The organism is Halolamina rubra, assembly GCF_000739555.1.
In the GTDB taxonomy this organism is placed as follows: Archaea; Halobacteriota; Halobacteria; order Halobacteriales; family Haloferacaceae; genus Halolamina; species Halolamina rubra.
In genome coordinates, this window is record NZ_BBJN01000045.1 from 1 (window position 1) to 21,339 (window position 21,339).

The 21,339-nt window shown below is 69.8% G+C and carries 25 protein-coding genes and 2 pseudogenes; 14 read left to right on the forward strand and 13 right to left on the reverse strand.

Features of this window, described 5'->3' with window-relative positions; translation table 11 throughout:
* Both ACP95_RS15800 and ACP95_RS16650 read right to left on the reverse strand, forming a co-directional pair.
* A partial coding sequence (locus ACP95_RS15800) for a hypothetical protein (RefSeq protein ID WP_154018537.1) occupies positions 1-728 on the reverse strand: 728 nt, incomplete at its 3' end.
* A gap of 315 nt (positions 729-1,043) precedes the next feature.
* Positions 1,044-1,331, reverse strand: a pseudogene (locus tag ACP95_RS16650) (PKD domain-containing protein); the annotation flags it as partial.
* A gap of 134 nt (positions 1,332-1,465) precedes the next feature.
* On the opposite strand from ACP95_RS16650, the gene ACP95_RS12005 reads away from it, so the two are divergent.
* The 8 genes and pseudogenes from ACP95_RS12005 to ACP95_RS15810 all read left to right on the forward strand — a co-directional run bounded on the left by ACP95_RS12005 (position 1,466) and on the right by ACP95_RS15810 (position 8,586).
* A complete protein-coding gene (locus ACP95_RS12005) occupies positions 1,466-1,687 on the forward strand; it encodes a hypothetical protein (protein ID WP_049981436.1) in 222 nt (73 codons plus the stop codon).
* A 132-nt stretch (positions 1,688-1,819) separates the two neighbouring features.
* Positions 1,820-3,709, forward strand: coding sequence for a 2-oxoacid:acceptor oxidoreductase subunit alpha (locus tag ACP95_RS12010; RefSeq protein WP_049981437.1), 1,890 nt, complete (start codon positions 1,820-1,822; stop codon positions 3,707-3,709).
* Between the two features lie 3 nt (positions 3,710-3,712).
* The gene (locus tag ACP95_RS12015) at positions 3,713-4,651 is read left to right on the forward strand and encodes a thiamine pyrophosphate-dependent enzyme (protein ID WP_049981438.1); all 939 of its coding nucleotides are present in this window, start codon (positions 3,713-3,715) and stop codon (positions 4,649-4,651) included.
* A gap of 101 nt (positions 4,652-4,752) precedes the next feature.
* Positions 4,753-5,181: an HTH-type transcriptional regulator LrpA1 gene (lrpA1, locus tag ACP95_RS12020; RefSeq protein ID WP_049981439.1), complete on the forward strand. Its 429-nt coding sequence runs from the start codon at positions 4,753-4,755 to the stop codon at positions 5,179-5,181.
* A gap of 84 nt (positions 5,182-5,265) precedes the next feature.
* Positions 5,266-6,602: pseudogene (gene dinB / locus ACP95_RS12025) on the forward strand (DNA polymerase IV).
* A 110-nt stretch (positions 6,603-6,712) separates the two neighbouring features.
* Positions 6,713-7,759, forward strand: a complete 1,047-nt coding sequence (locus ACP95_RS12030; RefSeq protein WP_049981440.1) for a hypothetical protein — start codon at positions 6,713-6,715, stop codon at positions 7,757-7,759.
* Positions 7,759-8,040, forward strand: coding sequence for a hypothetical protein (locus ACP95_RS12035; protein WP_049981441.1), 282 nt, complete (start codon positions 7,759-7,761; stop codon positions 8,038-8,040). The genes ACP95_RS12030 and ACP95_RS12035 overlap by 1 nt, the downstream gene beginning before the upstream one ends.
* A 207-nt stretch (positions 8,041-8,247) precedes the next feature.
* Positions 8,248-8,586, forward strand: coding sequence for a hypothetical protein (locus ACP95_RS15810; RefSeq protein ID WP_154018539.1), 339 nt, complete (start codon positions 8,248-8,250; stop codon positions 8,584-8,586).
* Between the two features lie 105 nt (positions 8,587-8,691).
* On the opposite strand, the gene tpiA is transcribed toward ACP95_RS15810, so the two are convergent.
* The 3 genes from tpiA to ACP95_RS12050 form a co-directional block, all read right to left on the reverse strand.
* Complete coding sequence (gene tpiA / locus ACP95_RS12040; protein WP_049981442.1) at positions 8,692-9,336, reverse strand: triose-phosphate isomerase; 645 nt, start codon at positions 9,334-9,336, stop codon at positions 8,692-8,694.
* Between the two features lie 58 nt (positions 9,337-9,394).
* A complete protein-coding gene (locus tag ACP95_RS12045; protein WP_049981443.1) occupies positions 9,395-9,919 on the reverse strand; it encodes a multiprotein bridging factor aMBF1 in 525 nt (174 codons plus the stop codon).
* A gap of 69 nt (positions 9,920-9,988) precedes the next feature.
* On the reverse strand, positions 9,989-10,600 hold the full coding sequence (locus tag ACP95_RS12050; protein ID WP_049981444.1) for a class I SAM-dependent methyltransferase: 612 nt from the start codon (positions 10,598-10,600) through the stop codon (positions 9,989-9,991).
* Between the two features lie 124 nt (positions 10,601-10,724).
* Between ACP95_RS12050 and ACP95_RS15885 the strand changes: the two genes are divergently transcribed.
* Positions 10,725-11,060, forward strand: coding sequence for a hypothetical protein (locus ACP95_RS15885; RefSeq protein WP_049981445.1), 336 nt, complete (start codon positions 10,725-10,727; stop codon positions 11,058-11,060).
* Entirely contained in the window at positions 11,057-11,689 is a 633-nt protein-coding gene (locus ACP95_RS15385) for a sensor histidine kinase (protein ID WP_049981446.1), read from the forward strand. The genes ACP95_RS15885 and ACP95_RS15385 overlap by 4 nt, the downstream gene beginning before the upstream one ends.
* On the opposite strand, the gene ACP95_RS12065 is transcribed toward ACP95_RS15385, so the two are convergent.
* Together ACP95_RS12065 and ACP95_RS12070 are read right to left on the reverse strand one after the other, a co-directional pair.
* Positions 11,686-12,054 carry a winged helix-turn-helix transcriptional regulator gene (locus ACP95_RS12065; RefSeq protein WP_049981447.1) on the reverse strand — a complete coding sequence of 123 codons (369 nt, stop codon included), beginning with the start codon at positions 12,052-12,054 and terminating at the stop codon, positions 11,686-11,688. The genes ACP95_RS15385 and ACP95_RS12065 overlap by 4 nt on opposite strands.
* 68 nt (positions 12,055-12,122) lie before the next feature.
* A complete protein-coding gene (locus ACP95_RS12070) occupies positions 12,123-12,938 on the reverse strand; it encodes a hypothetical protein (RefSeq protein WP_049981448.1) in 816 nt (271 codons plus the stop codon).
* 203 nt (positions 12,939-13,141) lie between these two features.
* Here ACP95_RS12070 and ACP95_RS12075 point away from each other — a divergent pair, with 203 nt between their 5' ends.
* Together ACP95_RS12075 and ACP95_RS12080 are read left to right on the forward strand one after the other, a co-directional pair.
* Positions 13,142-14,761, forward strand: coding sequence for a GTPBP1 family GTP-binding protein (locus tag ACP95_RS12075; protein WP_049981449.1), 1,620 nt, complete (start codon positions 13,142-13,144; stop codon positions 14,759-14,761).
* Between the two features lie 46 nt (positions 14,762-14,807).
* Positions 14,808-15,209, forward strand: a complete 402-nt coding sequence (locus ACP95_RS12080) for a hypothetical protein (RefSeq protein WP_049981450.1) — start codon at positions 14,808-14,810, stop codon at positions 15,207-15,209.
* On the opposite strand, the gene ACP95_RS12085 is transcribed toward ACP95_RS12080, so the two are convergent.
* From ACP95_RS12085 to ACP95_RS12095, 3 genes are all read right to left on the reverse strand, one after another.
* A complete protein-coding gene (locus ACP95_RS12085) occupies positions 15,206-15,715 on the reverse strand; it encodes a hypothetical protein (protein ID WP_049981451.1) in 510 nt (169 codons plus the stop codon). The two genes, ACP95_RS12080 and ACP95_RS12085, sit on opposite strands and share 4 nt — an antisense overlap.
* A gap of 3 nt (positions 15,716-15,718) precedes the next feature.
* A complete protein-coding gene (mch, locus tag ACP95_RS12090; RefSeq protein WP_049981452.1) occupies positions 15,719-16,654 on the reverse strand; it encodes a methenyltetrahydromethanopterin cyclohydrolase in 936 nt (311 codons plus the stop codon).
* Positions 16,655-16,723: 69 nt separating this feature from the next.
* The gene (locus tag ACP95_RS12095) at positions 16,724-17,035 is read right to left on the reverse strand and encodes an MTH1187 family thiamine-binding protein (RefSeq protein WP_049981453.1); all 312 of its coding nucleotides are present in this window, start codon (positions 17,033-17,035) and stop codon (positions 16,724-16,726) included.
* A 108-nt stretch (positions 17,036-17,143) separates the two neighbouring features.
* Here ACP95_RS12095 and ACP95_RS12100 point away from each other — a divergent pair, with 108 nt between their 5' ends.
* A complete protein-coding gene (locus ACP95_RS12100) occupies positions 17,144-18,319 on the forward strand; it encodes a pyridoxal-phosphate-dependent aminotransferase family protein (RefSeq protein ID WP_049981454.1) in 1,176 nt (391 codons plus the stop codon).
* An 81-nt stretch (positions 18,320-18,400) separates the two neighbouring features.
* Here the strand turns inward: ACP95_RS12100 and trxA are convergent, their stop codons facing one another.
* Positions 18,401-18,757 carry a thioredoxin gene (gene trxA / locus ACP95_RS12105; RefSeq protein WP_049981455.1) on the reverse strand — a complete coding sequence of 119 codons (357 nt, stop codon included), beginning with the start codon at positions 18,755-18,757 and terminating at the stop codon, positions 18,401-18,403.
* 245 nt (positions 18,758-19,002) lie between these two features.
* Between trxA and ACP95_RS12110 the strand changes: the two genes are divergently transcribed.
* On the forward strand, positions 19,003-19,221 hold the full coding sequence (locus ACP95_RS12110; RefSeq protein ID WP_049981456.1) for a YgaP family membrane protein: 219 nt from the start codon (positions 19,003-19,005) through the stop codon (positions 19,219-19,221).
* 56 nt (positions 19,222-19,277) lie between these two features.
* Here ACP95_RS12110 and ACP95_RS12115 read toward each other — a convergent pair whose 3' ends face one another.
* A complete protein-coding gene (locus tag ACP95_RS12115) occupies positions 19,278-20,402 on the reverse strand; it encodes an MBL fold metallo-hydrolase (RefSeq protein ID WP_049981457.1) in 1,125 nt (374 codons plus the stop codon).
* Between the two features lie 200 nt (positions 20,403-20,602).
* A complete protein-coding gene (serB, locus tag ACP95_RS12120; protein ID WP_049981458.1) occupies positions 20,603-21,241 on the reverse strand; it encodes a phosphoserine phosphatase SerB in 639 nt (212 codons plus the stop codon).
* Between the last annotated feature and the right edge of the window lie 98 nt (positions 21,242-21,339).

Consider the following 21,339-nt stretch of genomic DNA (forward strand, 5'->3'; position numbering starts at 1 on the left):
CCCCCTGCTCTGTTACTTAGCAATGCGACGTCGCCAATTCGCCAATCGAATGTCAACTGATCCGAATCATCGTCACTCGCAACTGCACTGAACAGAATCTGCCTGCTGTTGATCCCTTCTGGGCTATCTATAAATGATGCATCCAGTCTGAGTATTTGAGGTGGTGCTTGAGAAGTTGGGTTTTGAAGTAATTCTTTGTTTGAGGCCACCGATACCTCCTTCTCCACCCGCGTCACCCCGCCGTGTTCGTCACGAACGGTCGCTTCGAACGTCACCGTCCCGTCGTCCTCGGGGATCTCCGTGAACCGGAACGAGCGTGCCCACTCGCCGCTGCTGGTCGGCCCGCGCCACGGCATCGGCTCGGTCGGTTCGACCGACCCATCGTCGCTCACCAGACGCACCGACGTGATCTGCCCGTCGGGGTCCGACGCGACGAGCCGGTACCTCTTCGTCGAGTTGACGACCGCCGTGCCGTCGCCCTCGATCGAGGCGCTCGGGTGCGCGTTCCGCACGTCGACAGGCTTCGTCAGCGTCGCCGTCGCCCCGTCGTCGTCGACGACGATCGCCGCGACCTCCGCGGTCGTCCCGGGCGTCCCGTCGACGGTGAACCGCCGCGTTCGACTCCGGAGCTCCCCCTGTCCGGCGGGCGACGACGCCAGCGCCGTGGGGAGCCACCACCGGTCGACGATCTCGCCGTCCGGATCGGTCGCGTCGATCGTGTACGTCACCGAGGAGCCCGTGGCCACCGACGAGGGGCCGTTGATCGACCCAGTCGGTCGCTGGTTCGCAGGTGCCGACGTGCTCCCGTCGCCCGTCGGCGCCGTCTGCGTCGGCTCGGAACTCGACCCGCTCTCGGGCGTCGACGCCGGCTCAGGAGTCGCTACCGGTTCGGGCGTCGGCTCCGAGTTGGGTACCGGTTCGGGAGTCGACGACGGCGTCGACGTCTCGGCCGGCGTCGACGGCCCGGGATCGGGCGCGCGTTCCACGTCGACGTACAGCGTGTCGCTGTGTTCCTGCCCGTCGTCGCCCGTCACGGTCAACTGCACGTCGTACCGTCCGGGCTCCTCGGGCACGAAGCGGGTCGTCACCGACGCCGGCTCGACGGGGGTGATCGTCTCCCCGCTCGGCGTCTCGATCGACCAGCGATACGCGACGATCTCGCCGTCCGGGTCGAGGCTGCCGCCGCCGTCGAGGAACACCGTCTCCCCGACGGTCGCGGTCTGATCGAGTCCCGCATCCGCGAGCGGGCGACCGTCGTCGCCGGCGGCCACCGGCACCGTCACGCCTGCGACCACCAGGAGGGTGGCGAGCGCGATCGAGCGTAGTTTCATCGAAACGTGAGGTTCTTCTTACCGCTTTCGTACTTAAATTCCGTGGAGAATCTCGGATTCGGCTGGCGGCGCGGCGGCGGGTCGGCGGCGACGTGTCCGTGCGTTATTTACGCTTCGCCGCCCCCTCTCCGGCCATGGTCGAGAACGAGTCCTCGATGCCCTACCTGCTGACGGGTGCGATGACCGCCGGACTCGCCGTCCTGCTGGTGGGCGTCGAGCTCGGCACCGAGATGGGGATGCACAACGCACAGCTCGCCCAGCCGCTGCAGGCCGTCGGCGGCGCCGTCATCGTCGCCGGCGTCCTGCTGCTCGCCAGGTATCTGGAGGGGCTGCCGGATCAGGACGACGGGCACTGACCGGTCGAATCTTCTTTCCCGCCTCGCGGGGTATTCCTCACGATCTTTCCACGACAACTCATAGCAAGTGCTTTGAGTTCGGCGTGGGAACACCCATAAAGACGCGGCCCCACGCGGGTCGCCGTACCACTCATGACTGACGACGAACTCATCTGGCGGATCGCGGGGGGTTCCGGCGACGGGATCGCTTCGACCAGCCAGAACTTCGCGAAAGCGTTGATGCGGTCTGGGCTCGACGTGTTCACCCACCGACACTACCCGTCGCGGATCCGCGGCGGTCACACGTACACGGAAGTCCGCGCCGCGCCCGACGGCGTGACCTCGCGGGGCGACGGCTACGACTTCCTGCTGGCCCTCGGTGACTCCTTCGCGCGCAACCCGCAGGAGGAGGCGTACTACGGCACCGAGGAGATCAAGCCGCTCTCGGAGAACCTCGACGACCTCCGGGAGGGTGGGGTGATCGTCTACGACTCCGGCCTCATCGACGCCGACGAGGTACCGAACTTCGACCAGCGCGTCGAGGAGAACGACTGGCACGTGTTCCCGCTCGACCTCCGGGGGCTGGCCCGCGAGAAGGGCCGCGAGGTGATGCGCAACACCGCCGGCGTCGGCGCCACCTGCGCCATCGCCGACATCCCCGTCGAGGCGATCGAGGAGCTGATGACGGACGCGATGCCCGAGAAGATCCTCGAACCCAACCTCGAGATCCTGAACGAGGCGTACGACGCGGTGCTGGAGGACTACGACCTCAGCGGCGTCGAGGTCTCCTGCCCCGAGGGCGAGCACGAGGAGGAGCAGGTGCTCGTCAACGGCTCCGAGGGGATCGCCTACGGCGCCTTCGACGAGGGCTGCCGGTTCATCGCCGGCTACCCGATGACGCCGTGGACGGAAGTGTTCACGATCATGTCGAAGGTGCTCCCCGACGTGGGAGGGATCTCCGAGCAGGTCGAGGACGAGATCGCCGCGGCGTCGCTGGCGATCGGCGCGGCCCACACCGGCGTGAAGGCGATGTCCGGCTCCTCCGGCGGCGGCTTCGCGCTGATGTCCGAGCCGCTCGGACTGGCGGAGATGTCGGAGACGCCGATCGTGCTGCTCGAAGCCGCACGAGCCGGCCCGTCGACGGGGATGCCGACGAAGCCCGAACAGGCCGACCTGGAGCACGTCCTGTACACCTCACAGGGCGACTCGAACCGCGTCGTGTTCGCCCCCGCGGACCCCGCGGAGGCGTACGACCACGCGCGACGGGCGTTCCAGATCGCCTACGAGTACCAGATCCCGACGATCATCCTCTACGACCAGAAGCTCTCCGGGGAGTACCGCAACGTCCCGGCGAGCCACTTCGACCGCGAGCCCAACCCCGACATCGGGCAGACGCTCACGGAGGACCAGATCGCCGAGGCGCCCCACGAGCCGGGCGGGAAGTTCCAGCGCTTCCGCCACGAACCCGAGGACGGCGTCTCGCCGCGCTCGGTGCCGGGCCAGAAGGGCGGGCGCTTCCTCGCCTCCGGCAACGAGCACAACGAGGCCGGCCACATCAGCGAGGACCCGGACAACCGGGTCGCGCAGGTCGACCGGCGCAGCCGGAAGCTCGAGTCGATCCGCGAGGAGCTGAACGAGGACGGGCTCAACGTGAACTACGGTCCCGAGGACGCCGACTACGGCGTGCTCGCGTTCGGCAGCATGGTCGGCACCGTCGAGGAGGCGGTCGACCGGCTCAACGACGACGGCGAGTCCGTGAAGGCGCTGGCCGTCGGCGAGCTCGCACCGTTCCCGGAGGGGGAGGTGCGGGAGTTCATCGAGAGCGTCGACCGCGTGATGGTCGTCGAGATGAACGCCTCGGCCCAGTTCCGCGGGCTGACCCAGAAACAGCTGGGCGAGTACGGCCCGAAGCTGTCGAGCCTGCTCAAGTACAACGGCAACCCGTTCGAACCCGGCGAGATCGTCGAGGGGTTCCACAACACGGTCGACGGCGAGGAGACGACTGACCACCAGACGACGTTCGTACCCGCGGCAGGTGACTGACCTATGAGTGCATTCAGCGCAATCGGCGAAGAACGCGAGATCGAACAGGACGAGTACACGCCGGGCATCGAGCCCCAGCCGACGTGGTGTCCGGGCTGTGGCGACTTCGGCGTCCTCAAGGCGCTGAAAGGCGCCCTGCCCGAGGCCGGGCGCACGCCCGACGAGACCCTGACGGTGACGGGGATCGGCTGCTCGGGGAAGCTGAACTCCTACTTCAACAGCTACGGGTTCCACACGATCCACGGGCGCGCACTGCCCGTGGCGCGAGCCGCGAAGCTCGCCAACCCCGGGCTGGAAGTGATCGCCGCCGGCGGCGACGGCGACGGCTACGGGATCGGCGGGAACCACTTCATGCACACCGCCCGGGAGAACCACGACTTCACCTACATCGTGTTCAACAACGAGATCTTCGGCCTCACCAAGGGCCAGACCTCGCCCACCTCCCCGAAGGGCCACAAGTCGAAGACCCAGCCCCACGGCTCGGCGAAGGAGCCGATCCGACCGCTCTCGATGGCGCTCAACGCGGGCGCGTCGTTCGTGGCGCGGACGGCCGCGGTCAACCCCAACCAGGCGAAGGAGCTGATCAAGGAGGCGATCGAGCACGACGGGTTCGCGCACATCGACTTCCTGACCCAGTGTCCGACCTGGAACAAGGACGCGAAGCAGTACGTCCCGTACATCGACGTGAACGAGAACGACGACTACGAGTTCGACCCGACGAACCGGGACGAGGCGGCGGCGATGATGCGAGAGACCGAAGAGTCGCTCCACGAGGGGAAAGTCCTCACCGGGAAGTACTACGTCGACGAGGGTCGCCCGTCCTACCAGCAGGAGAAGCAGAACATCGGCGAGATGCCCGACGAGCCGCTGGCCGAGCGCTACTTCGACGACGACTACGACTGGGAGCGCTCCGCGGACATGTTCATCGACGACCACAAGTGAGCAGCGCGGCCCGGTAGCACGCTGCTACCGGCGGTTCGTTCCGCTCGACTATCGCTTTCCGCTTCGCAAGGCATTTTTCCTCCGGCACCGAAGCAGCTTCCATGACTACGTCGGCCACGGAAGATCGGATCCTACAGATCCTGGAGGCGGACGCGCAGGCGTCGGTCTCCGAGATCGCCGAGCGCGCCGACGTCTCGAAGCCGACGGTCCGGAAGTACGTCCGCCAGCTCGAGGACGAGGGGGTCATCGTGGGCTACTCCGCCGAGGTCGACCCCAAGAAGCTCACCGGCCAGTCGATCGCGCTGGTCGGGATGGACGTCGACAGCGAGCAGTACGTCGACGCCACGAACGCGCTCAAGCGACTCGACGCGGTCGAGTCGCTGTACAGCTCCTCGGGCGACCACATGCTGATGGCGGAGATCCGGGCCGAGGACGGCGACTCGCTCGGCGACGTGATCAACGAGGAAGTGCTCGATATCGACGGCATCACCGCCGCCCACCCCACGTTCCTGCAGGAGCGGCTGAAGTAGCTCGCGGCCGGTCCGACGCCGCACCGGTTCCAGTTCCGCCGCGCTCGGGAAACGCTCTTCTCCGTCCCGCCCAGACGCTAGCCCATGAGCGGGAGCACCCTCCCGGGGACCGGCGACGACGAGTCGCCCGACAGGGTGGTGCTCCACGTCGACATGGACTGCTTCTACGCCAGCTGCGAACGCCTGCGGGAGCCCGAGCTCCGCGGCGAGCCGGTCGTCGTCGGCATGGGGTACGAGGCGGGCGAGACCATCGGCGCCGTCGCCACCGCCTCCTACGAGGCCCGGGAGTACGGCGTCGACTCCGCCCAGCCGATCTCCCAGGCCGTCGACCGACTGCCGCCGGTCGAGCGCCCGGATCTCGGCTCGGCCGACGACGAGCGCGGCCACTACCGACCCGTGGACATGGAGTTCTACCAGTCGGTCGCCAGCGAGGTGAAGGCGATCCTCCACGACTGCGCCGACACGGTGCGGGAGGTGAGCATCGACGAGGCGTACCTCGACGTGACCGACCGCACGTCGTGGGAAGCCGTCGACGACGCCACCCGCGCCTCCGGCGCCGCCGAGCAGCGCACACTGGCGGAGGGGTTCGCCCGGCACGTCCGCGAGCGCATCGCCCGCGAGGTGGGCGTGCCCGCGAGCGTCGGCGTCGCGCCGAACATGGCCGCGGCGAAGGTCGCCAGCGACCACGACAAACCGGACGGGCTGACTGTCGTCCCGCCCGGCGACGTCGCAGAGTTCCTCGCCCCCCTCCCGATCGAGGAGATCCACGGCGTCGGCCCCGTCAGGCGGGCAACCTCCGCGAGATGGGGATCGAGACCGCGGGCGACCTGGCGTCGGCCGACCCCGCGACCCTGCAGGACCGGTTCGGCGACCGTGGGCGCGAGCTGTACGACCGCGCCCGGGGCGTCGACGACCGCGAGGTCACCCCGACCGGACTACCCAAGAGCCTCTCGCGGGAGTCGTCGTTCAGCGAGGCGACCAGCGACGAGGCGGCGATGCGGGAGAAGGTCCGCGCGCTCGCGGCCGCGGTCGCGGAACGCGCCCGGTCGAAGGACGCCCTCTACCGAACCATCGGCATCAAGGTCGTCACGACGCCGTACGACGTGAACACGCGCGCCGAGTCGCTCTCGGGCCCCGTCGACGAGCCGGAGCTCGTCGAGGAGGTCGCGCTCTCGCTGCTCAAGGAGTTCGAGGGCGAGTCGGTCCGGAAGCTCGGCGTCCGGGTGTCGAAGCTGAGCTTCACCGCGGGCGAGCAGGCGAGCCTCGACGGGTTCGACGGGCAGGAACCGCGGACCGAGGGTGTCGCCGACGGCAGCGACGACGACGGGGACGCCGCCGAGGAGCAGTCCACGGACCCACCCGGCCAGCCAGCGACGGGCGAGGACCGCTCGGGGCAGTTCTCCCTCGAGGAGTTCGAGTAGCCCGGCGGAAACCCTATGTGGCCGCGGTGGGTCTGATACGACGACTCCGGCGACCGACACGGTCGCTCACGCCGTTCCCCGGCGCGAGCCGGGGCGGCGACGCCACCACCATGACCGACGACACCGACCACGACGATTACGGCGACGACGGGCAAGCCGTCTCGCTCCCGCTGATCGACTCGTTCGCGGCGCTCCGGGCGGAGCTCGACGCGAAGACCGACCGCATCGAGCGCCTCGAGGCCGAGCTCGACCGCCGCTACCTCGACCCCGAGGAGGCGGCGGCGGGGACCGACGAGGGGACGGCGAGCGCCGACGACTACGGCGAGACCGAGCGGCGATCGGCCGGCGACTGGGAGCCGGCGACGGACCCGCTCCGGGAGACGAGCGAAGCGACTCCCCGCGACGACCGCGACGGTGAGACGCCTGCGCGCGAGGCGACGGCCAGTCGCCAGCGCGCCGGTTCGACCGGCTCCGGGCCGTCGACGACCGCCGACGCCGACGATTCCGGGCTCGCACCCGTCCGGACGGCCTCCTCGAAGCGCCGCGACCCGCCGACGGTGGAGCCGGCGCTCGACCCGGACGAACCGACCGGCGTGACGATGGAGGCCGGCTCGGACCTGACGGGCGGCTCGCTCGGGAGCAGCACCGACGCGCTGTCGGCTCGGGTGCCGACGGCCGAGCAGGAGGCGGCGGCGGGGACCGACGAATCTGGAGCCGACACCGACTACTCGGCCGCCGATGCCGACGACGCCGCTGCGGCGGAGACGCCCCCGGACCCGACCGCCGACAGGGGGGAGCGGCTCAGTCGACTCGTCCGCCGGGTGGAGCGGCGCGACGCGGACGCGGTGATCGACGCGTTCGTCGAGGGGATCGAGGCGCTGGACGACGTGACCCGGGGAATGCTGGCCCACTACCGCGCGGCCGGCGACGCGGCGCCCGTCGACGCCCACGTCGCCGCCGGCGGGTCGGGCGAGCGCCAGTACGCCTACGCGCGCAACCGCACGCTGCGGAAGGCCGGCGTGATCGAACACGACGGCGCCGGGCGGTACCGCTACGCGCTGCCCGACCTCGTCGCCGAGGCGTTCCAGGGCGACGCCGACGGTCGGACGGTCGGCGACGCCGTCGACGCCATCGAGCGCGCGGCCGGGCTGGACTGATGCGCGCCCTCCCCGAGACGGAGCCGGGGCGCTGGCGGCTCGATCTCCACGCGCGGCTGGTGGTGTACGAGGCCGACGCCGGCGACGAGCTGGTGACCGTTTACGACTGCGGCGCCGCCCAGAAGCCGCCGTCGGCGCAGTTCATCGGGAACCTCGTCCGGGTGCGCCCGCGCCACGAGATCGAGCACACGCCGACCGGTTACGTCGTCACGCTCCGGGACGGCGGCACGCTGGTCGAGCAGGGCGAGGACCACTACGTGATCGCGGAGCGCCAGGACTGAACCTCAACCTCGTTTCCCGAAGCATCGGCGAGCGTCGGTGACGCTCGCCTCAACTCCCCAGCAAAACCCGTCGATTCCAAAAAGCCGTAGCTACCGTCGGTCAGGACCGCAGAACCGTTCGCTTCGCTTGCGGATGCTACATTCAGAGTATTCACTTGTCAATGTTCAGGAAAAGGTTGAATGTGGTTGAGATAACACTCTATTTAGATGGCCTCGGATAGTCTTATATTGTCTGTTGTGATGGGTTCATTACAGGTGATTGGTTTATTTCTTCCAGTCGTAGTACTGACTACAAGATTCGTGATAGTTGGACTCACTCCGGAGAAAAACGAAAGCCCGGCAGAAGCCAAGGATAAGAGACAAAGGCAGAAAAAGCTGGCAAACTTTAGTATTGGCCTAATTACAGTTTTGAGTGTCAGCGCGTTTCTAATGATAGTCTCGTTGCTCTTGACGTTCGATTTGCCAACGCTAATCTGGATTGGGATGGCGCTGTTGGCAGTTGGATTCGCAGTATTTGGGTTTGTCCTCATTAACACTGTAAATTGACGTGAGAGTATTCGTTGGACTATATTTGAAAGATACACAACCCACTCACCGGCTGTTCCGGATGACTTTCAAACGAAGAGACCTCACACGCTGTCCGACTCGTACTTAGAGCGGATCGACGAGATCCCGCAGCACCGCCTCGGGGTCGTCGGCGAGCGCGACGCCCGAGGCGAGGAGCACGCCGTCGGCGCCGAGGTCACGGGCCGCGGCAACGTCCTCGCCGGACGCGATGCCGGCGCCACAGAACACCTCGACGCCGTCGTCGACCGCGGCCGCGGCGTCGACGGCGTCGCGGACGATCCCCGGGTCGGCCGTCGCGACGGACTCGTCGCCGCCGATGAGTTCCGGGGGTTCGACCGCGACCGCGTCGGGGGCCAGCGCCGTCGCGGCCGCGATCTGGTCGGGGTTGTTCGCACAGACCACCGTCTCCAGGCTCGCCGCGTCGGCGGCGTCGAGGCTCGCGTCGATGTCGGCGAGTTTGAGTCGTCTCTCGGAGTGGTTCAGCAGCGTCCCGACGGCGCCCGCGCGCTCGACGGCGGCCGCGTGGGTGCTGCCGGTGTGGCTCCCGTGGTCGACGGGGCTGACGTGCTGGGCCCACGTCTCGACGCCCGTCGCGGCGACGGCGCCGAGGCGGGCCGCCTGCGGGGCGACCGCGATGCGGGCGCCTGTGTCGTCGGCCACCTCGGCGGCGGTTCTCGCGACGCTGACGGGGTTGCAGTCGTACGCTTTGAGGTTGACGAGGATGAACACGTCGGGAGGCGGGGCCCGACCAGCAAATAGGTAGGCGGTTCTGGGCGGCGCGGGGTCGTTACTCGCCCTTCCGCTCGACCACGTCGCCGAGGGTCTGGGTCATCGAGGAGTCGGTCTCCCAGTCAGAGGTGTCGTCGTCGGACCCCTCGGCCAGCGACACGTCGAGGCGCTTCTCGAGCTTGGCGCGCACGTCGTCGCTCGGGAGGATGTCCCCGCGTTCGAGCTTGCCGATGAGGGAGGCCTTCTCGTTGAGCTCTTTCGCGAGATCCTCTCGGCTCAGCCCCTCGCGCTCGCGGGCGCTCCGGATCTGCTCGTCGTAGTCGCCCGCGATCTCGTCCATCTGGTCGAACATGTCGCGACGGCGGCCGCCACCGCCGCCGGAGCTGGTTCCGCCGCTCGAGGATGACGACGAGCTCCCGTCGGAGGAGGAGGTGGAGTACTTCGTCGAGGTCGTCGAACTCGACTCGGTTTTGACCTCCGTGCCGAAATCCTTGCAGTCGTCGCAGAGTTCGAGTTCCGCGCCCTCGACTTTCGTCGTGGTGAGCGAGGACTTCTCCGCGCCGCACATCTCACACTGGGCCATACGCGACGTAGCGGGTCTGGCAGTAAAAAGGAACCGGCAGCGCCGGGACGGCCGGACGCCGTCGACGGGTCAGCCCTCGCGTCGACAGCGGAGGAACGGCCACTCGGCGTCGTCCATCCGGCTCTCGACGCCGTAGCGCTCGACCACGGGGAGTCCCGCCGCCTCCAGCAGCCGTTCGGTCTCCGAGAGCGGCGGGAACGACCAGGCCATCCGCTCGCCGCTGTCGAGCCAGTCGTCGTTCTCGCCGGCCCAGTCGTCGCCGATGCTGAACAGGAACTCGCCGCCGGGTTCCAGCACCCGGGCGACCTCGGCGTAGCAGTCGGCGTGGGCGTCGATCGGCAGGTGGATCACGGCGTAGAACGCGGTGACGGCGTCGAAGCTGTCGGCCGCGAACGGGAGCGCGGTCAGCTCCCCCGCGACGAGGTCGGCGTCGACGCGGTCCCGTGCGATCCGGAGCTGTTCGCCCGAGAAGTCCAGCCCGACCGCGCGCTCGTCAGGGAGGAACTGGAGCGGCCCCGCGCCGGCGCCACAGCCGAGATCCAGCACCCGTGGGCGCGCCGGCAGCGACTCCCGGAGAGCCACGAGCCCTTCGTTGTTTGCCGGGTCCGCCGTCCGCTGGTCGTCGTACGTCGCCGCGATCGCGTCGTAGCCCGCCCGGACCGTCGATCGGCGTTCGTCCACGACGGGGTATCGCGAGCCATCCGTGAAACCGCTTCCGCAGCCGCGTGAACACACTGCACGATTCAGCTATCAGATCTCGGATCCAGAGCGAGCGTTTATTCCGGATGGGGTCGAACAGGGCCGTGTGACGCGGACTCACGAGTCGTCGCTCGCCGACCGTCGCGTTCTCGTTCTCGGGAACGGCGACAGAGCGGCGGCGCTCGTGCGCACGCTCGCGGCCGGCGGCGTCGACGCGACGCGGGCGGCGTCAGCCCCCGAGGCGCTCGCGACGCTCGACGCCGTGGCGGTCGACCTGCTCGTCGTCGTCGACGGCGGCGAGTGGCGCCCCGGCGACGTGTTCGGCGCCGCCGCGCGCCGGGGGCGGCAGGTTCCGGGGGGTGTTCGTGGGGGTCGAAAGCCCGACAGCTCCCGCCGGGCGTCGAGCAGGCGCCCGCGGGCGCCGAGGCGGCGGCGTCGGTGATCCGCCAGCGGCTGCTCGCGGCGTCGGCGACCGCGGCGGAGCCGGCGGTCGAACACGATCCGCTGGCGTCCTACGGCGAGACGGTGTCCCACGAGCTCCGGAACCACCTGAGTGCGGCCCGACTGGCCGTGGACTCGCTCGAGGGGCCGACGGTCGATCAGGTACGGAACGCGCTGGACCGGCTGGAGGGGCTGGCCGACGAGGCCGAGGCCATCGCCGCCGGCGACGTGGACGACCCCGAACCGGTCGACCTGGGGTCGGCCGCCGAGGACGCCGCCGAACGCGTCCGGGCGCCCGAGGCGTCGGTCAGCGTCGACGCCGACGGGAGCGTGGCGGGCGACCCGGAGCTGGTGACGCTGCTGCTCGAGAACCTGATCCGCAACAGCGTCGAGCACGGCAGCACCGACGACGCGGGCGTGAGCGTCCGGGTGACCGACACCGACGCCGGCTTCGCCGTCGTCGACGACGGCCCCGGGTTCGGCGGCGGCGACCCGTTCGCGTGGGGGTACTCCACCGACGGCGGGCAGGGCGCCGGGCTCGGCATCGTCCGGCGGATCGCCGACGCTCACGGCTGGGAGATCGTGGCGACCAGCGACGACGGGGCGCGGGTCGAACTCAGAACGGATTAGTCGTCGGCCGCCGCCTGACAGCTCTCCATCCACTCGTTGGCCCACGACTCGATCTCGTCGAACACCGGCGCCAGCGACTCGCCTTTCCCGGTCAGCGAGTAGTACGTCGCGACGGGAGCGTCCTCCTCGAGACGGCGTTCGACGAACCCGGACTCCTGCAGGTCGTCGAGCACGCGCGAGAGCGTGCGGGCGTTGGCCTCCGTCGACCGCTTGAGCTCGTTGAACCGCTTCTCCCCCTCGGTCAGGTCGTGGAGCACGACGAGGCGCCACTGGGAGCCGATCTGTTCGACGGCGTCGACGACCGGGCAGACGTTGTCGGCCTGACTCTCCCGGGCCGCGCCGGCATCCTCGATATCGGTGGACATCTGTTACCCGGTTGTACGCCGACAGCCATAACCCCTTCCCCTGGGGAGGGGTGGGCTCACTCCACAGATCACCGATCGCCGCGTTCCAGCCCCGCGAGGTCCGGGTGGTCGCGATGCGCCGCCGGCACGGGGTCGCCGCGCACCCAGGCGTCCCGGACCGCCTGCCAGCGTCGGTGCCGGCGGAGCACCCGAACCGGGACGGCGTCGAGGTCGAGCAGCTTCGCGATCGAGAGCCGGTTCCGCCCGTCGGCGAACAGCAGGTCGCCGTCGCGGCCGACGTGGACCGCGATCTCGTGTTTGAACCGCTCGGTCTTCAGGGCGCGCCGACTTCGACCGTTGCCCTCGATCGGGTCGCTCGCCGCGCCGGCGTGTAGCTCCTCCTGGGTTCGGTAGCCGTCCTCGTCGATGCGTTCGTACAGTTCGTCGAGCTGGTCGCAGCGCGCGTCGAACTCCCGCCGGGTCCGACAGCCCCACTGCGGGCTGCCGGCCTCGATCTGGCCGACGACGCGGTCGTAGAACGCGGTCGCCTGCCACGGGACGCCCTGCTCGAAGTGGCGCTCGTAGGCGCGGAACACGTCCATCTCCGCGAAGGGGTCGCCGCCGCGGTCCCAGTCGCCGCCGACGACCGCGCCGGCGTGTTTGAACTTCGGGCTCGCGACCGGCCCGACGCGCTCGATCGCCGCGGGATCGACGTTGACGAGCCGGTACGGCGCCGGCGGCGCGGCGTACCGCAGTCGGTTCGCGAGCCACCTGAGCCGGACGGTCGCCCGCGCGTAGCCGTCCCGGGCCCGCAGCAGCGCCGACTCCCAGCGGGGGTGACGGTCGACGAGCCGCTGGCCGACGGCTCTGAGCCGGTCGTCGACGGCGGAGGCGACTGCCTGCATCCCCTACGGTACCTCGACGGCGGCGAGGCGGCTCCCGGTTCTGTCGAGTGATCGGTTCGGCATCGACGCGACAATCAGCCGAGGCGGGGTTAGTTATGGAGCGGTTACGGGGTTCGACGGGGAACCGTACGGTCGGTTCGACCGTGGCATGGTGAGACACGACACGAAAAGGCATATATCGGCCGCGGCGCCTACCCCGCCCCATGAGCGCAGACCGGGCCCCGCTCCGTCGGGCCCTGGAGCGCGGCGAGGAGGAGGGCGGCCCGATCGAGTTCAAGACGCGGCTCACCCGCGACACCCACCTGGCGGACGGTCGGATGGAGTCGCTGGCCGCCCAGCTCCGCCACCGCGTGCTCTCGGGCGACGGCGAGGCGACGTACGTCGTCGGCGTCGACGACGACGGCGCGATCGCGGGCATCTCCCCCGAGGCGTTCTCGGAGTCGATGGACGTGCTCTCCCTGCTGGCAGAGGAGGCCGACGCCCACATCGAGGACGTGGAGACGTGGGGGATCCAGGGCGACGCCGGGGAGGGACTCGTCGGCGTCGCCACCCTCCGCGAGGGCGCGATGCTCGAACAGGACGAGGACGACGAACACGTCGTCGTCGGCACCGCGGGCCACGTCGACCACGGGAAGTCCACGCTCGTGGGCACGCTCGTCACCGGCGAGCGCGACGACGGCCAGGGCGGCACCAGATCGTTCCTCGACGTGCAGCCACACGAGGTCGAGCGCGGGCTCTCCGCCGACCTCTCCTACGCCGTCTACGGCTTCGAGGACGACGAGGGGGCGGTCCGGATGGACAACCCGGACCGCAAGAGCGACCGCGCCCGGGTGGTGCAGGAGGCCGACCGACTCGTCAGCTTCGTCGACACCGTCGGCCACGAGCCGTGGCTCCGGACGACGATCCGCGGGATCGTCGGGCAGAAGCTCGACTACGGCCTGCTCGCGGTCGCGGCCGACGACGGCCCGACGAAGACGACCCGCGAACATCTCGGGATCCTGCTCGCGACCGAGCTGCCGACGATGGTCGCTATCACGAAAGTCGACGCCGTGAGCGATGAGCGCGTGGAGGCAGTCGAGGACGAGGTCGAGGCGATGCTGCGCGAGGTGGGGGAGACGCCGCTCCCCGTCGCGCGCCACGGCGTCGACGCCGCGATCGAGGAGATCGGGCAGACGGTGCCGATCCTGCGGACCAGCGCGGTCTCGGGCGCCGGCCTCGACGAGCTCGACACGCTGTTCGAGGCGCTCCCCAAGCGCGAGTCCGACGCCGACGCGCCGTTCCGGATGTACGTCGACCGCTCCTACAGCGTCACCGGCGTCGGCGCCGTCGCCTCCGGCACGGTCAACGCCGGCACCGTCGAGGCCGGCGACGAACTCCTGCTCGGCCCGATGGCCGACGGGAGCTTCCGCGAGGTGGAGGTGCGTTCGATCGAGATGCACTACCACCGGGTCGACCAGGCCAGCGCGGGGCAGATCGTCGGGATCGCGCTGAAGGGCGTCGAGGAGAGCGAGATCGAACGCGGGATGGCGTTGCTCCCCCGCGACGCCGACCCCGAACCGGTCCGCGAGTTCGAGGCCGAGGTGGTCGTGCTGAACCACCCGACGAAGATCGGCGAGGGGTACGAGCCGGTCGTCCACCTCGAGACGCTCAGCGAGGCCGCGATCTTCTCGCCCGAGGGCGGCCGACTGCTCCCGGGCGACAACGGCCGGACGACGATCCGGTTCAAGTTCCGCCCGTACCTGATCGAGGAGGGCCAGCGGTTCGTGTTCCGCGAGGGGCAGAGCAAGGGCGTCGGCACCGTCCGGTCGATCGACCCGAACTGAGTTGGGCCCGAACCCTTTTCGCGCCGGCCGGCCTCCTCGGAACCGAATGGAGTCGACCGCGAAGCGACGGCTGGGCCTGTTCGGCGGCGGCGTCCTGCTCACGGCGAGCGTGACGGCGGTCGCCCAACTCCTGCTGGGGGGCCGGGGGGTCGTCGGCGCCGAACCGTACGCCGTCGTCGTCGGACTGGGCGTCGGCATGCCGCTGCTGCTCGCGGGCGCGTATCCGGCGCTGGCCCGCGTAGAGCGGCTCCGGACACGGGCGCTGCTGACGCTGGCGGAGGCGGCGATCGGCACCGCCGTCGGCGTCGGCGCCGTGGCGCTGCTGCTCACGGTCGAGATGGGGACGATGCTCACCGTCGGCGGCGGCGCGGCCGCGACGTACCTCGGCGGCACCGCGGCCCGCGCGCTCGTGCTCGGCCGGGAGGCCGTCGACGCGCCGGCGCCCTAGTCGCTCGCGACGTAGCCGCCGTCCACGCGGTCGGCGAGATCGAGCAGCACCAGCCAGTCGAGCAGCCGTTCGGTTCGATCCTGCCAGTGGTCGACCCACGACCGCCTGCGGTGGCGCTCCCAGCCCGGAACCGTCTCGCGCAGGCGCTCGAACGCCGCCTCGGCGCCGAGCGGCTCGTCGGCCGCCTCGAGCACGTCGAGGGTCTCCCGGGCGCCGAACACGCGCTCGCGGAACGACGCGCGGACGTTCTCGGGAGTCGGCTCGCGGTCGGTTCGCTTGAACCCGTCGTCGGTCTCTTCGGCCAGCTCCAGCGCGCGGAGGAACGTGAGCCACGACCGGGCCACGTCGCGGCTCTCGTACCCCTCCCGGCGCATCAGGCGCGCACAGCAGTCGTTCTCGCTGCCCGGGACCAGCGGGACCGCGGACTGCGCGTCCGCGACGGCATCGAAGACGGTCCGGCCGTCGCCGAGGTCGCCCGGCGGTTCGGGGAGCGGTTTGAGCCGCATGCCTCAGAAGCCGAAGCTCTCCGCCAGCAGCGCCTCGTCGCGCTCGCCGAAGCGGTACGTCGGGCCGTCGACCACGTCGACGGTGACGGCCGCGGGGCCGAACACCGACTCCGGCAGCGCCTCGAAGTCCCAGTCGTGAGCGTCGAAGATCTCCGCGAACGGCTCGCCGAACTCCGCGCCGGCGGTCGAGGGGATCGCCGCGAACGCGTCCTCGTCGGCGCGGGCGACGGTGAGGTGGACCTCGCCGCCGTAGGCCAGCGCGTCGTTGGTGCGGGCCATCGCCTCGCTCTCGTCGTAGCCGACCGGCGCGACTGGCGCGCTGCCGGAGACCGAGAGCACGTCGTCGGGCTCGTAGCCGGCCTCGAACAGCTGCCAGACCGCCGACTCCGGGGCGCGGGCGCCCGCGGCGACGCTGCCGGAGATCGACCCCAGCGCGAACGTCGGCAGGAACACGCCGCTCTCCTCGATGCCGGCGAGGTCGGCGACGTGCTCGACGACGCGCTCGTCCGGGAGGTCGATGCTCTCGACGGCGAGGACGGTCAGGTCGAACTCGTCGTAGTAGCCGACCGCCTCGAACTCGGTCTCCTGGCCGACCAGCGCCCGGGCCGGCCCGGAGCCGAGGCCGTCGTAGAACTCGAACTCGAGCTCCCAGCCCGCCTTCTGCGAGCAGAGCAGCGCGACGCCGGGGTGGTCGGTCGACAGTTCGACGTGCGGGACGGGCGCGCCGTCGACTCGGCCGGTCCGGGTCGTGATCGTCGCCAGCCCCGCGGTCTGGATCTCCGCCAGCAGCACGCCCGCCTCGACGCCGCCGTCGACCTCGACGCCGAAGTCGAGCACGGTCGCGCCCGAGTCGAGTTCGTACGGCGTGACGTTGAGCTCGTCGGCGAAGTCGAGCGCCTCGTCGACCAGCTCGACCGCCATCCGGTTGATACTCTCCATGGGCGTACTCCCGCCGCCCCGCGTAAAGGGTTTTCAGTCCGGTACGGGCGTCGACGCGTCGACGACGCCTCAGCGCTCCCGCTTCGCCTCCCGACCCAGCGCGGCCTCCACCGACTCGACTTTCGACGCGGCGTCGGCGTCGCTCGTCCGCTTGTCGTCGATCTTCAGGAACGTGCCCACACGGTCGCCGTCGACGGCCTCGTGGGCGGCCTGCGCGGCGGCGAAGAGCTCGCCGATCTCGTCGGCCTCGATGGTGGTCCCCATCGGCGTCGTCTCGTAGGACACGTCGAACTCGTCGAGGGCGGCGACGGCCTTCGCGACCTCGGCGCCCATCGACTCGTCGGTCGCCGGTGCGACGGAGAGGAACGCGACTACGGTCATGCCCGAGCGTACGGCCCGAGCACGTTTCGCTCTATCGCCGGGGCGATGGCGTGTGAGTCCCCACCACACGAACGAGGGGCTTAACACGCCTGGGGCGGACGCTCACACATGCGAGACGAGTTCCTACTTCTCAACCCCGGCCCGGTACCGATGAGCGAGGCGGCGCGCGAGGCGATGAGCGAACCGATGGTCTCCCACCGCTCGGCCGCGTTCGAGGCGGTGTACGAGCGCGCACAGGACGGGCTCGAGTACGTGTTCGAGCGGTCGAGCCTCGACGGCGAGCGGACCGCGCGCGGCGGCGAGGCGCTGATCCTCAACGGCACGGCGACGATGGGGATGGAGGCCGCCGTCGCGAACCTCGTCGACGCGGACGACGAACTCGTCGCAGTCGTCAACGGGAAGTTCGGCCGGCGGTTCAAGCGCATCGCCGAGCGCCACTGCGAGGTGACGCCGGTCGAGTTCGACTGGGGGCAACCGATCGACCTCGACACCGTCGCCGACGCCGTGAGCGACGAGACGGAAGTCGTCACCGTCGTCCACAACGAGACCAGCACTGGGCTCCTGAACCCCGTGGAGGAGATCGGCGAGATCGCCGCCGACCACGACGCCCGCTTCGTCGTCGACGGCGTCACCTCGATCGGTGGGGACGCGTTCCGGATCGACGACTGGGGCGTCGACGTCGCGGTCACGGACGGCCAGAAGGCGCTCGCGGCGCCGCCGGGCGTCTCCGCGCTGTACGTCGCCGACGGCGTCGATGCCCACGTCGACGGCGAGTCCGCACCGTTCTACGAGGACCTGGACTGGCACAGCCGGAAGGCGGGCCAGCACCAGACGCCCTTCACCAGCGCGGTGCCGCTGTTCCGCGGGCTCGCGGTCGCCGTCGAGGAGATCGAAGCGGAGGGGATGCCCGACCGGATCGCGCGCCACCGCCGGCAGTCGACCGCGTTCCGCGAGGCGATGTGGGCGATGGGGCTCGAGTCGTTCCCGGAGCTGAACGAAGCGACGGACTACTCGAACACGCTCACCGCGATCGAACTCCCGGCGGGCGCTCGCGGCGACGACAGCGACGCCTTCTTCGACGCCGTCGCGGACCGCGGCGTCTCGATCTCGGGCGGCCAGGCCCACCTCGGCGGCGAGATTTTCCGAGTGAGCAACATGGGGAACATCACCGACGACCAGCTGCGCCGCGGGATCCGGACGATCGGCGAGGCGTTCGAGTCGGTCGGCGTCGACGTAGAAACCTCGGCGGCCGTCGACGCCGCGAACGAGGAGCTCGGCCGGTAGCGACACGGCGACGCGGTCGCTGGGGGCGTCGAACGAGTGGAGAATCCGGAGTGGAGAATCCGGAGTGGAGAACCCGACCGCCTAGTTCGCGTAGCTCTCGATCAGCGAGCGCAGGCGGTCCTCGCCCTGGACGCCGACGATCTCCTCGACCTGCTCGCCGTCGGCGAACAGGACGAGCGTGGGGACGCCGCGGACGCCGTAGGCGTTCGCCAGCATCTGGTTCGCGTCCACGTCGACCTTGGCGACGGCGGCCTCGGTTTCCTCGGCCAGCGTCTCGACGACCGGTTCGAGCATCTGACACGGGCCACACCAGTCGGCGTAGAAGTCCGCCAGCACCACGTCGTTCTCGGCGACGATGCTTTCGAGCGCCTCCTCGCCGTCGACGTGGATCGGTTCCCCGGTCGCTGCGGCGTGTCCGTCCGAAGGTTCGGTTGCCATCGACTCCGGGTAAGCAGCCCAGCCGTTTATAGATTTGGACTCATCGAGCAAGACTGTGCGTCGAGTGTCGTCGACGTGGCGAGCCGGGAAAATCGAGGAGCTCCGAGATAGCGGAAGTTTTCACAGCTATCGGCGACTCGACTGGCTTCCAACTCACCGCGGCCGCCGCCCGGCTCGGCTGGAGTTTTGAACTCACCACACAATACGGGCCGAAGGTTTATGATCGAGTGGACGAACCCTCGAGTATGGAGCGAAACGTCGGCGGGTTCGACCGTACCGCACGCCTCGTCGCCGGACCGCTGCTCGCGATCCTGGGTGTCGCAGCGCTGCTCGGCACGATCCCCGGCGGAACGACCGTCGGCGCCGTGTTGCTCGTCGTCGGCGCCGTGTTACTCGGGACCGGGCTCACCCAGCGGTGTCTGATCCACCGCGTGTTCGGGTTCGACACGTTCTCGCGGCAGTAAAACGGCGCGTCGCCCCGAGCGTCGGGGCTACCTGTTCTCGATAGGCGCTGTGCCGATCAGTTGGCCGCGCAGTTGTTGGGGCCGAGTTCGAGCGACTCCACGTCGCCGCTCGGCTGCTCTTTCCCCCAGTTGATCTGCTTGATCTGGTTGTAGTTCGCGGGCTCGTCGGAGAGGCTCTCGACGATGGTCTCGACGAACGCCGTCTCGTCGCCGTCGGCGACGTAGCTCAGCAGCTCGTTCGTCGTCTCCGCGCGGAGATCACCGAGCTTCGTCGCGAGCGGGCGGATCGACTCGTCGCTGAAGTGGCCCGGGAGCACGACCGTCTCGTCGGGCAGTTCGGTGAGCGTCTCGAGGCTGTCGTACAGCTGGCTCGCCGCCTCGCGGACCGCGTCCTCGGAGCTGTCCTCCAGGTCGGGCCGGCCGACGCTACGGAGGAACAGCGTGTCGCCCGAGAGGAGGGCGTTCCCGAACTCGAAGGAGACGCTGCCGGGCGTGTGGCCGGGCGTGAACCGCACGTCGAGCGTCCGCTCGCCGACGGGGATCCCGTCGCCGTCCTCGATCCGGGTCACGTCGTCGAGCTCGCCGGCGTCATCGCCGTGGAGGTAGTACGGCACGTCGAGCTCGCCGGCGAGGCGCCGCGCGCCGGAGACGTGGTCGGCGTGGGCGTGCGTGTCGGCGACGCCGACGATCTCGAGGTCGTGCTCGTCGGCCGCGTTCAGGTAACGATCGACGTACTGCGTCGGGTCGACGACGACAGCCTCGTCGCCGTCGTGGGCCAGGTAGGAGATACAGCCGGTGCCGGGGCGGACGATCTGGACGACGCCGTCGACGTCGTCGATCGCGTACTCGCGGTGGACGCGCCCCCAGGCGTTCATCCCGTTCGGGATCGACTTCGCGTCGTAGCCGTTGTCACGGAGGAACTCCGCGGCCCTGGCGGAGGTGACGCCGGCGGCGCAGACGATGGCGATCTCGGTGTCCTCGGGGAGTTCGTCGAGGCGGGATTCGAGGCCGGAGAAGTCGTGGGCCAGCAGTTCGTCGTACACCGGGAGGTTGGTGCTGCCCGGGATCTGCCACTCGTCGTGGTCCGGTTCGTTCCGCACGTCCAGCACGAACAGCTCCTCGGCGTCGTCCTCGACGATCCGACGGGCGACCTCGCCCGCGTCGATGTCGGTCTTGCTCATTACGTCCAATATTACGAACGCTCTGAGCCATAAACCTGTTGGCAGGCCGGCTACTGCCCGTCGATACCGGTTTTCGCTGCCTCGACCGGCCGGTAGAACACCGCGTCGTGGGCCGTCGCCGCCGCCGCCCGATGTGGCACCGACACAACCGACGGAGCGGACCGCCGATTTCGATCGCTCCGCGGGCCGGTCCCCCGCGCTCAGGCGAGCAGTCCGGTCCGCTCGAACAGCTCCCGCAGCGCGTCCATCGTCGTCACCACGTCGTCGCAGTGCGGTTCGACGGCGTCCTTCGGCTCGAACCCGACGGCGTGGCCCGCCGCCTGCAGCATCGGCAGGTCGTTCGCGCCGTCGCCGACGGCGACGGTGTCCGCGGCGTCGACGCCGTACTCCTCGCAGAGCGCCCGCAGCGCGTCGTCCTTGGTCCCCTCGATCAGCGGCCCCTCGACCTCGCCAGTGAGCTCGCCCTCTGCCGTCGGGAGGTCGTTCGCGACGAGGCGGTCGACGCTCGCGCCGTCACGCGACAGCGCCGCCTCGACGCCGGGCGTGAACCCGCCGGTCAGGATCGCCGTCGTGTGGCCGGCGTCGTTCAAGCGCTCGATCACGTCGGCGGCGCCCGGTCGGAGCGTGGTCTCCTCGTAGGCCGCGGCGGCCTCGTGGTCGGGCAGGCCGGCGACCATCGCTGCGCGTTCCCGCAGGCTCTCGGCGTAGGAGATCTCCCCCCGCATCGCGCGGGCGGTGATCTCGCCGATCGCGTCGGCGACGCCGTGGCGTTCGCCCAGCGCGATCAGCATCTCCGAGTCCGAGAGCGTGCCGTCGAAGTCGAAGGCGACGAGGCTCATACCCTCCCTGTGAGCGCCGGGGTTATTCCCCTTGTGAAAGCGCACGTAGCTGAACAGGTATACTTTCGTGAACCGTTATAAATGCACGATCGTGGCTA

Coding starts and splice junctions, on each gene's coding strand:
- ACP95_RS12005 (WP_049981436.1), top strand. CDS start 1,466: ATGGTCGAGAACGAGTCCTCGATGCCCTACCTGCTGACGGGTGCGATG.
- ACP95_RS12010 (WP_049981437.1), top strand. CDS start 1,820: ATGACTGACGACGAACTCATCTGGCGGATCGCGGGGGGTTCCGGCGAC.
- ACP95_RS12015 (WP_049981438.1), top strand. CDS start 3,713: ATGAGTGCATTCAGCGCAATCGGCGAAGAACGCGAGATCGAACAGGAC.
- lrpA1 (WP_049981439.1), top strand. CDS start 4,753: ATGACTACGTCGGCCACGGAAGATCGGATCCTACAGATCCTGGAGGCG.
- ACP95_RS12030 (WP_049981440.1), top strand. CDS start 6,713: ATGACCGACGACACCGACCACGACGATTACGGCGACGACGGGCAAGCC.
- ACP95_RS12035 (WP_049981441.1), top strand. CDS start 7,759: ATGCGCGCCCTCCCCGAGACGGAGCCGGGGCGCTGGCGGCTCGATCTC.
- ACP95_RS15810 (WP_154018539.1), top strand. CDS start 8,248: ATGGCCTCGGATAGTCTTATATTGTCTGTTGTGATGGGTTCATTACAG.
- ACP95_RS12045 (WP_049981443.1), bottom strand. CDS start 9,919: ATGGCCCAGTGTGAGATGTGCGGCGCGGAGAAGTCCTCGCTCACCACG.
- ACP95_RS12065 (WP_049981447.1), bottom strand. CDS start 12,054: ATGTCCACCGATATCGAGGATGCCGGCGCGGCCCGGGAGAGTCAGGCC.
- ACP95_RS12070 (WP_049981448.1), bottom strand. CDS start 12,938: ATGCAGGCAGTCGCCTCCGCCGTCGACGACCGGCTCAGAGCCGTCGGC.
- ACP95_RS12075 (WP_049981449.1), top strand. CDS start 13,142: ATGAGCGCAGACCGGGCCCCGCTCCGTCGGGCCCTGGAGCGCGGCGAG.
- ACP95_RS12080 (WP_049981450.1), top strand. CDS start 14,808: ATGGAGTCGACCGCGAAGCGACGGCTGGGCCTGTTCGGCGGCGGCGTC.
- ACP95_RS12085 (WP_049981451.1), bottom strand. CDS start 15,715: ATGCGGCTCAAACCGCTCCCCGAACCGCCGGGCGACCTCGGCGACGGC.
- mch (WP_049981452.1), bottom strand. CDS start 16,654: ATGGAGAGTATCAACCGGATGGCGGTCGAGCTGGTCGACGAGGCGCTC.
- ACP95_RS12095 (WP_049981453.1), bottom strand. CDS start 17,035: ATGACCGTAGTCGCGTTCCTCTCCGTCGCACCGGCGACCGACGAGTCG.
- ACP95_RS12100 (WP_049981454.1), top strand. CDS start 17,144: ATGCGAGACGAGTTCCTACTTCTCAACCCCGGCCCGGTACCGATGAGC.
- trxA (WP_049981455.1), bottom strand. CDS start 18,757: ATGGCAACCGAACCTTCGGACGGACACGCCGCAGCGACCGGGGAACCG.
- ACP95_RS12110 (WP_049981456.1), top strand. CDS start 19,003: ATGGAGCGAAACGTCGGCGGGTTCGACCGTACCGCACGCCTCGTCGCC.
- ACP95_RS12115 (WP_049981457.1), bottom strand. CDS start 20,402: ATGAGCAAGACCGACATCGACGCGGGCGAGGTCGCCCGTCGGATCGTC.
- serB (WP_049981458.1), bottom strand. CDS start 21,241: ATGAGCCTCGTCGCCTTCGACTTCGACGGCACGCTCTCGGACTCGGAG.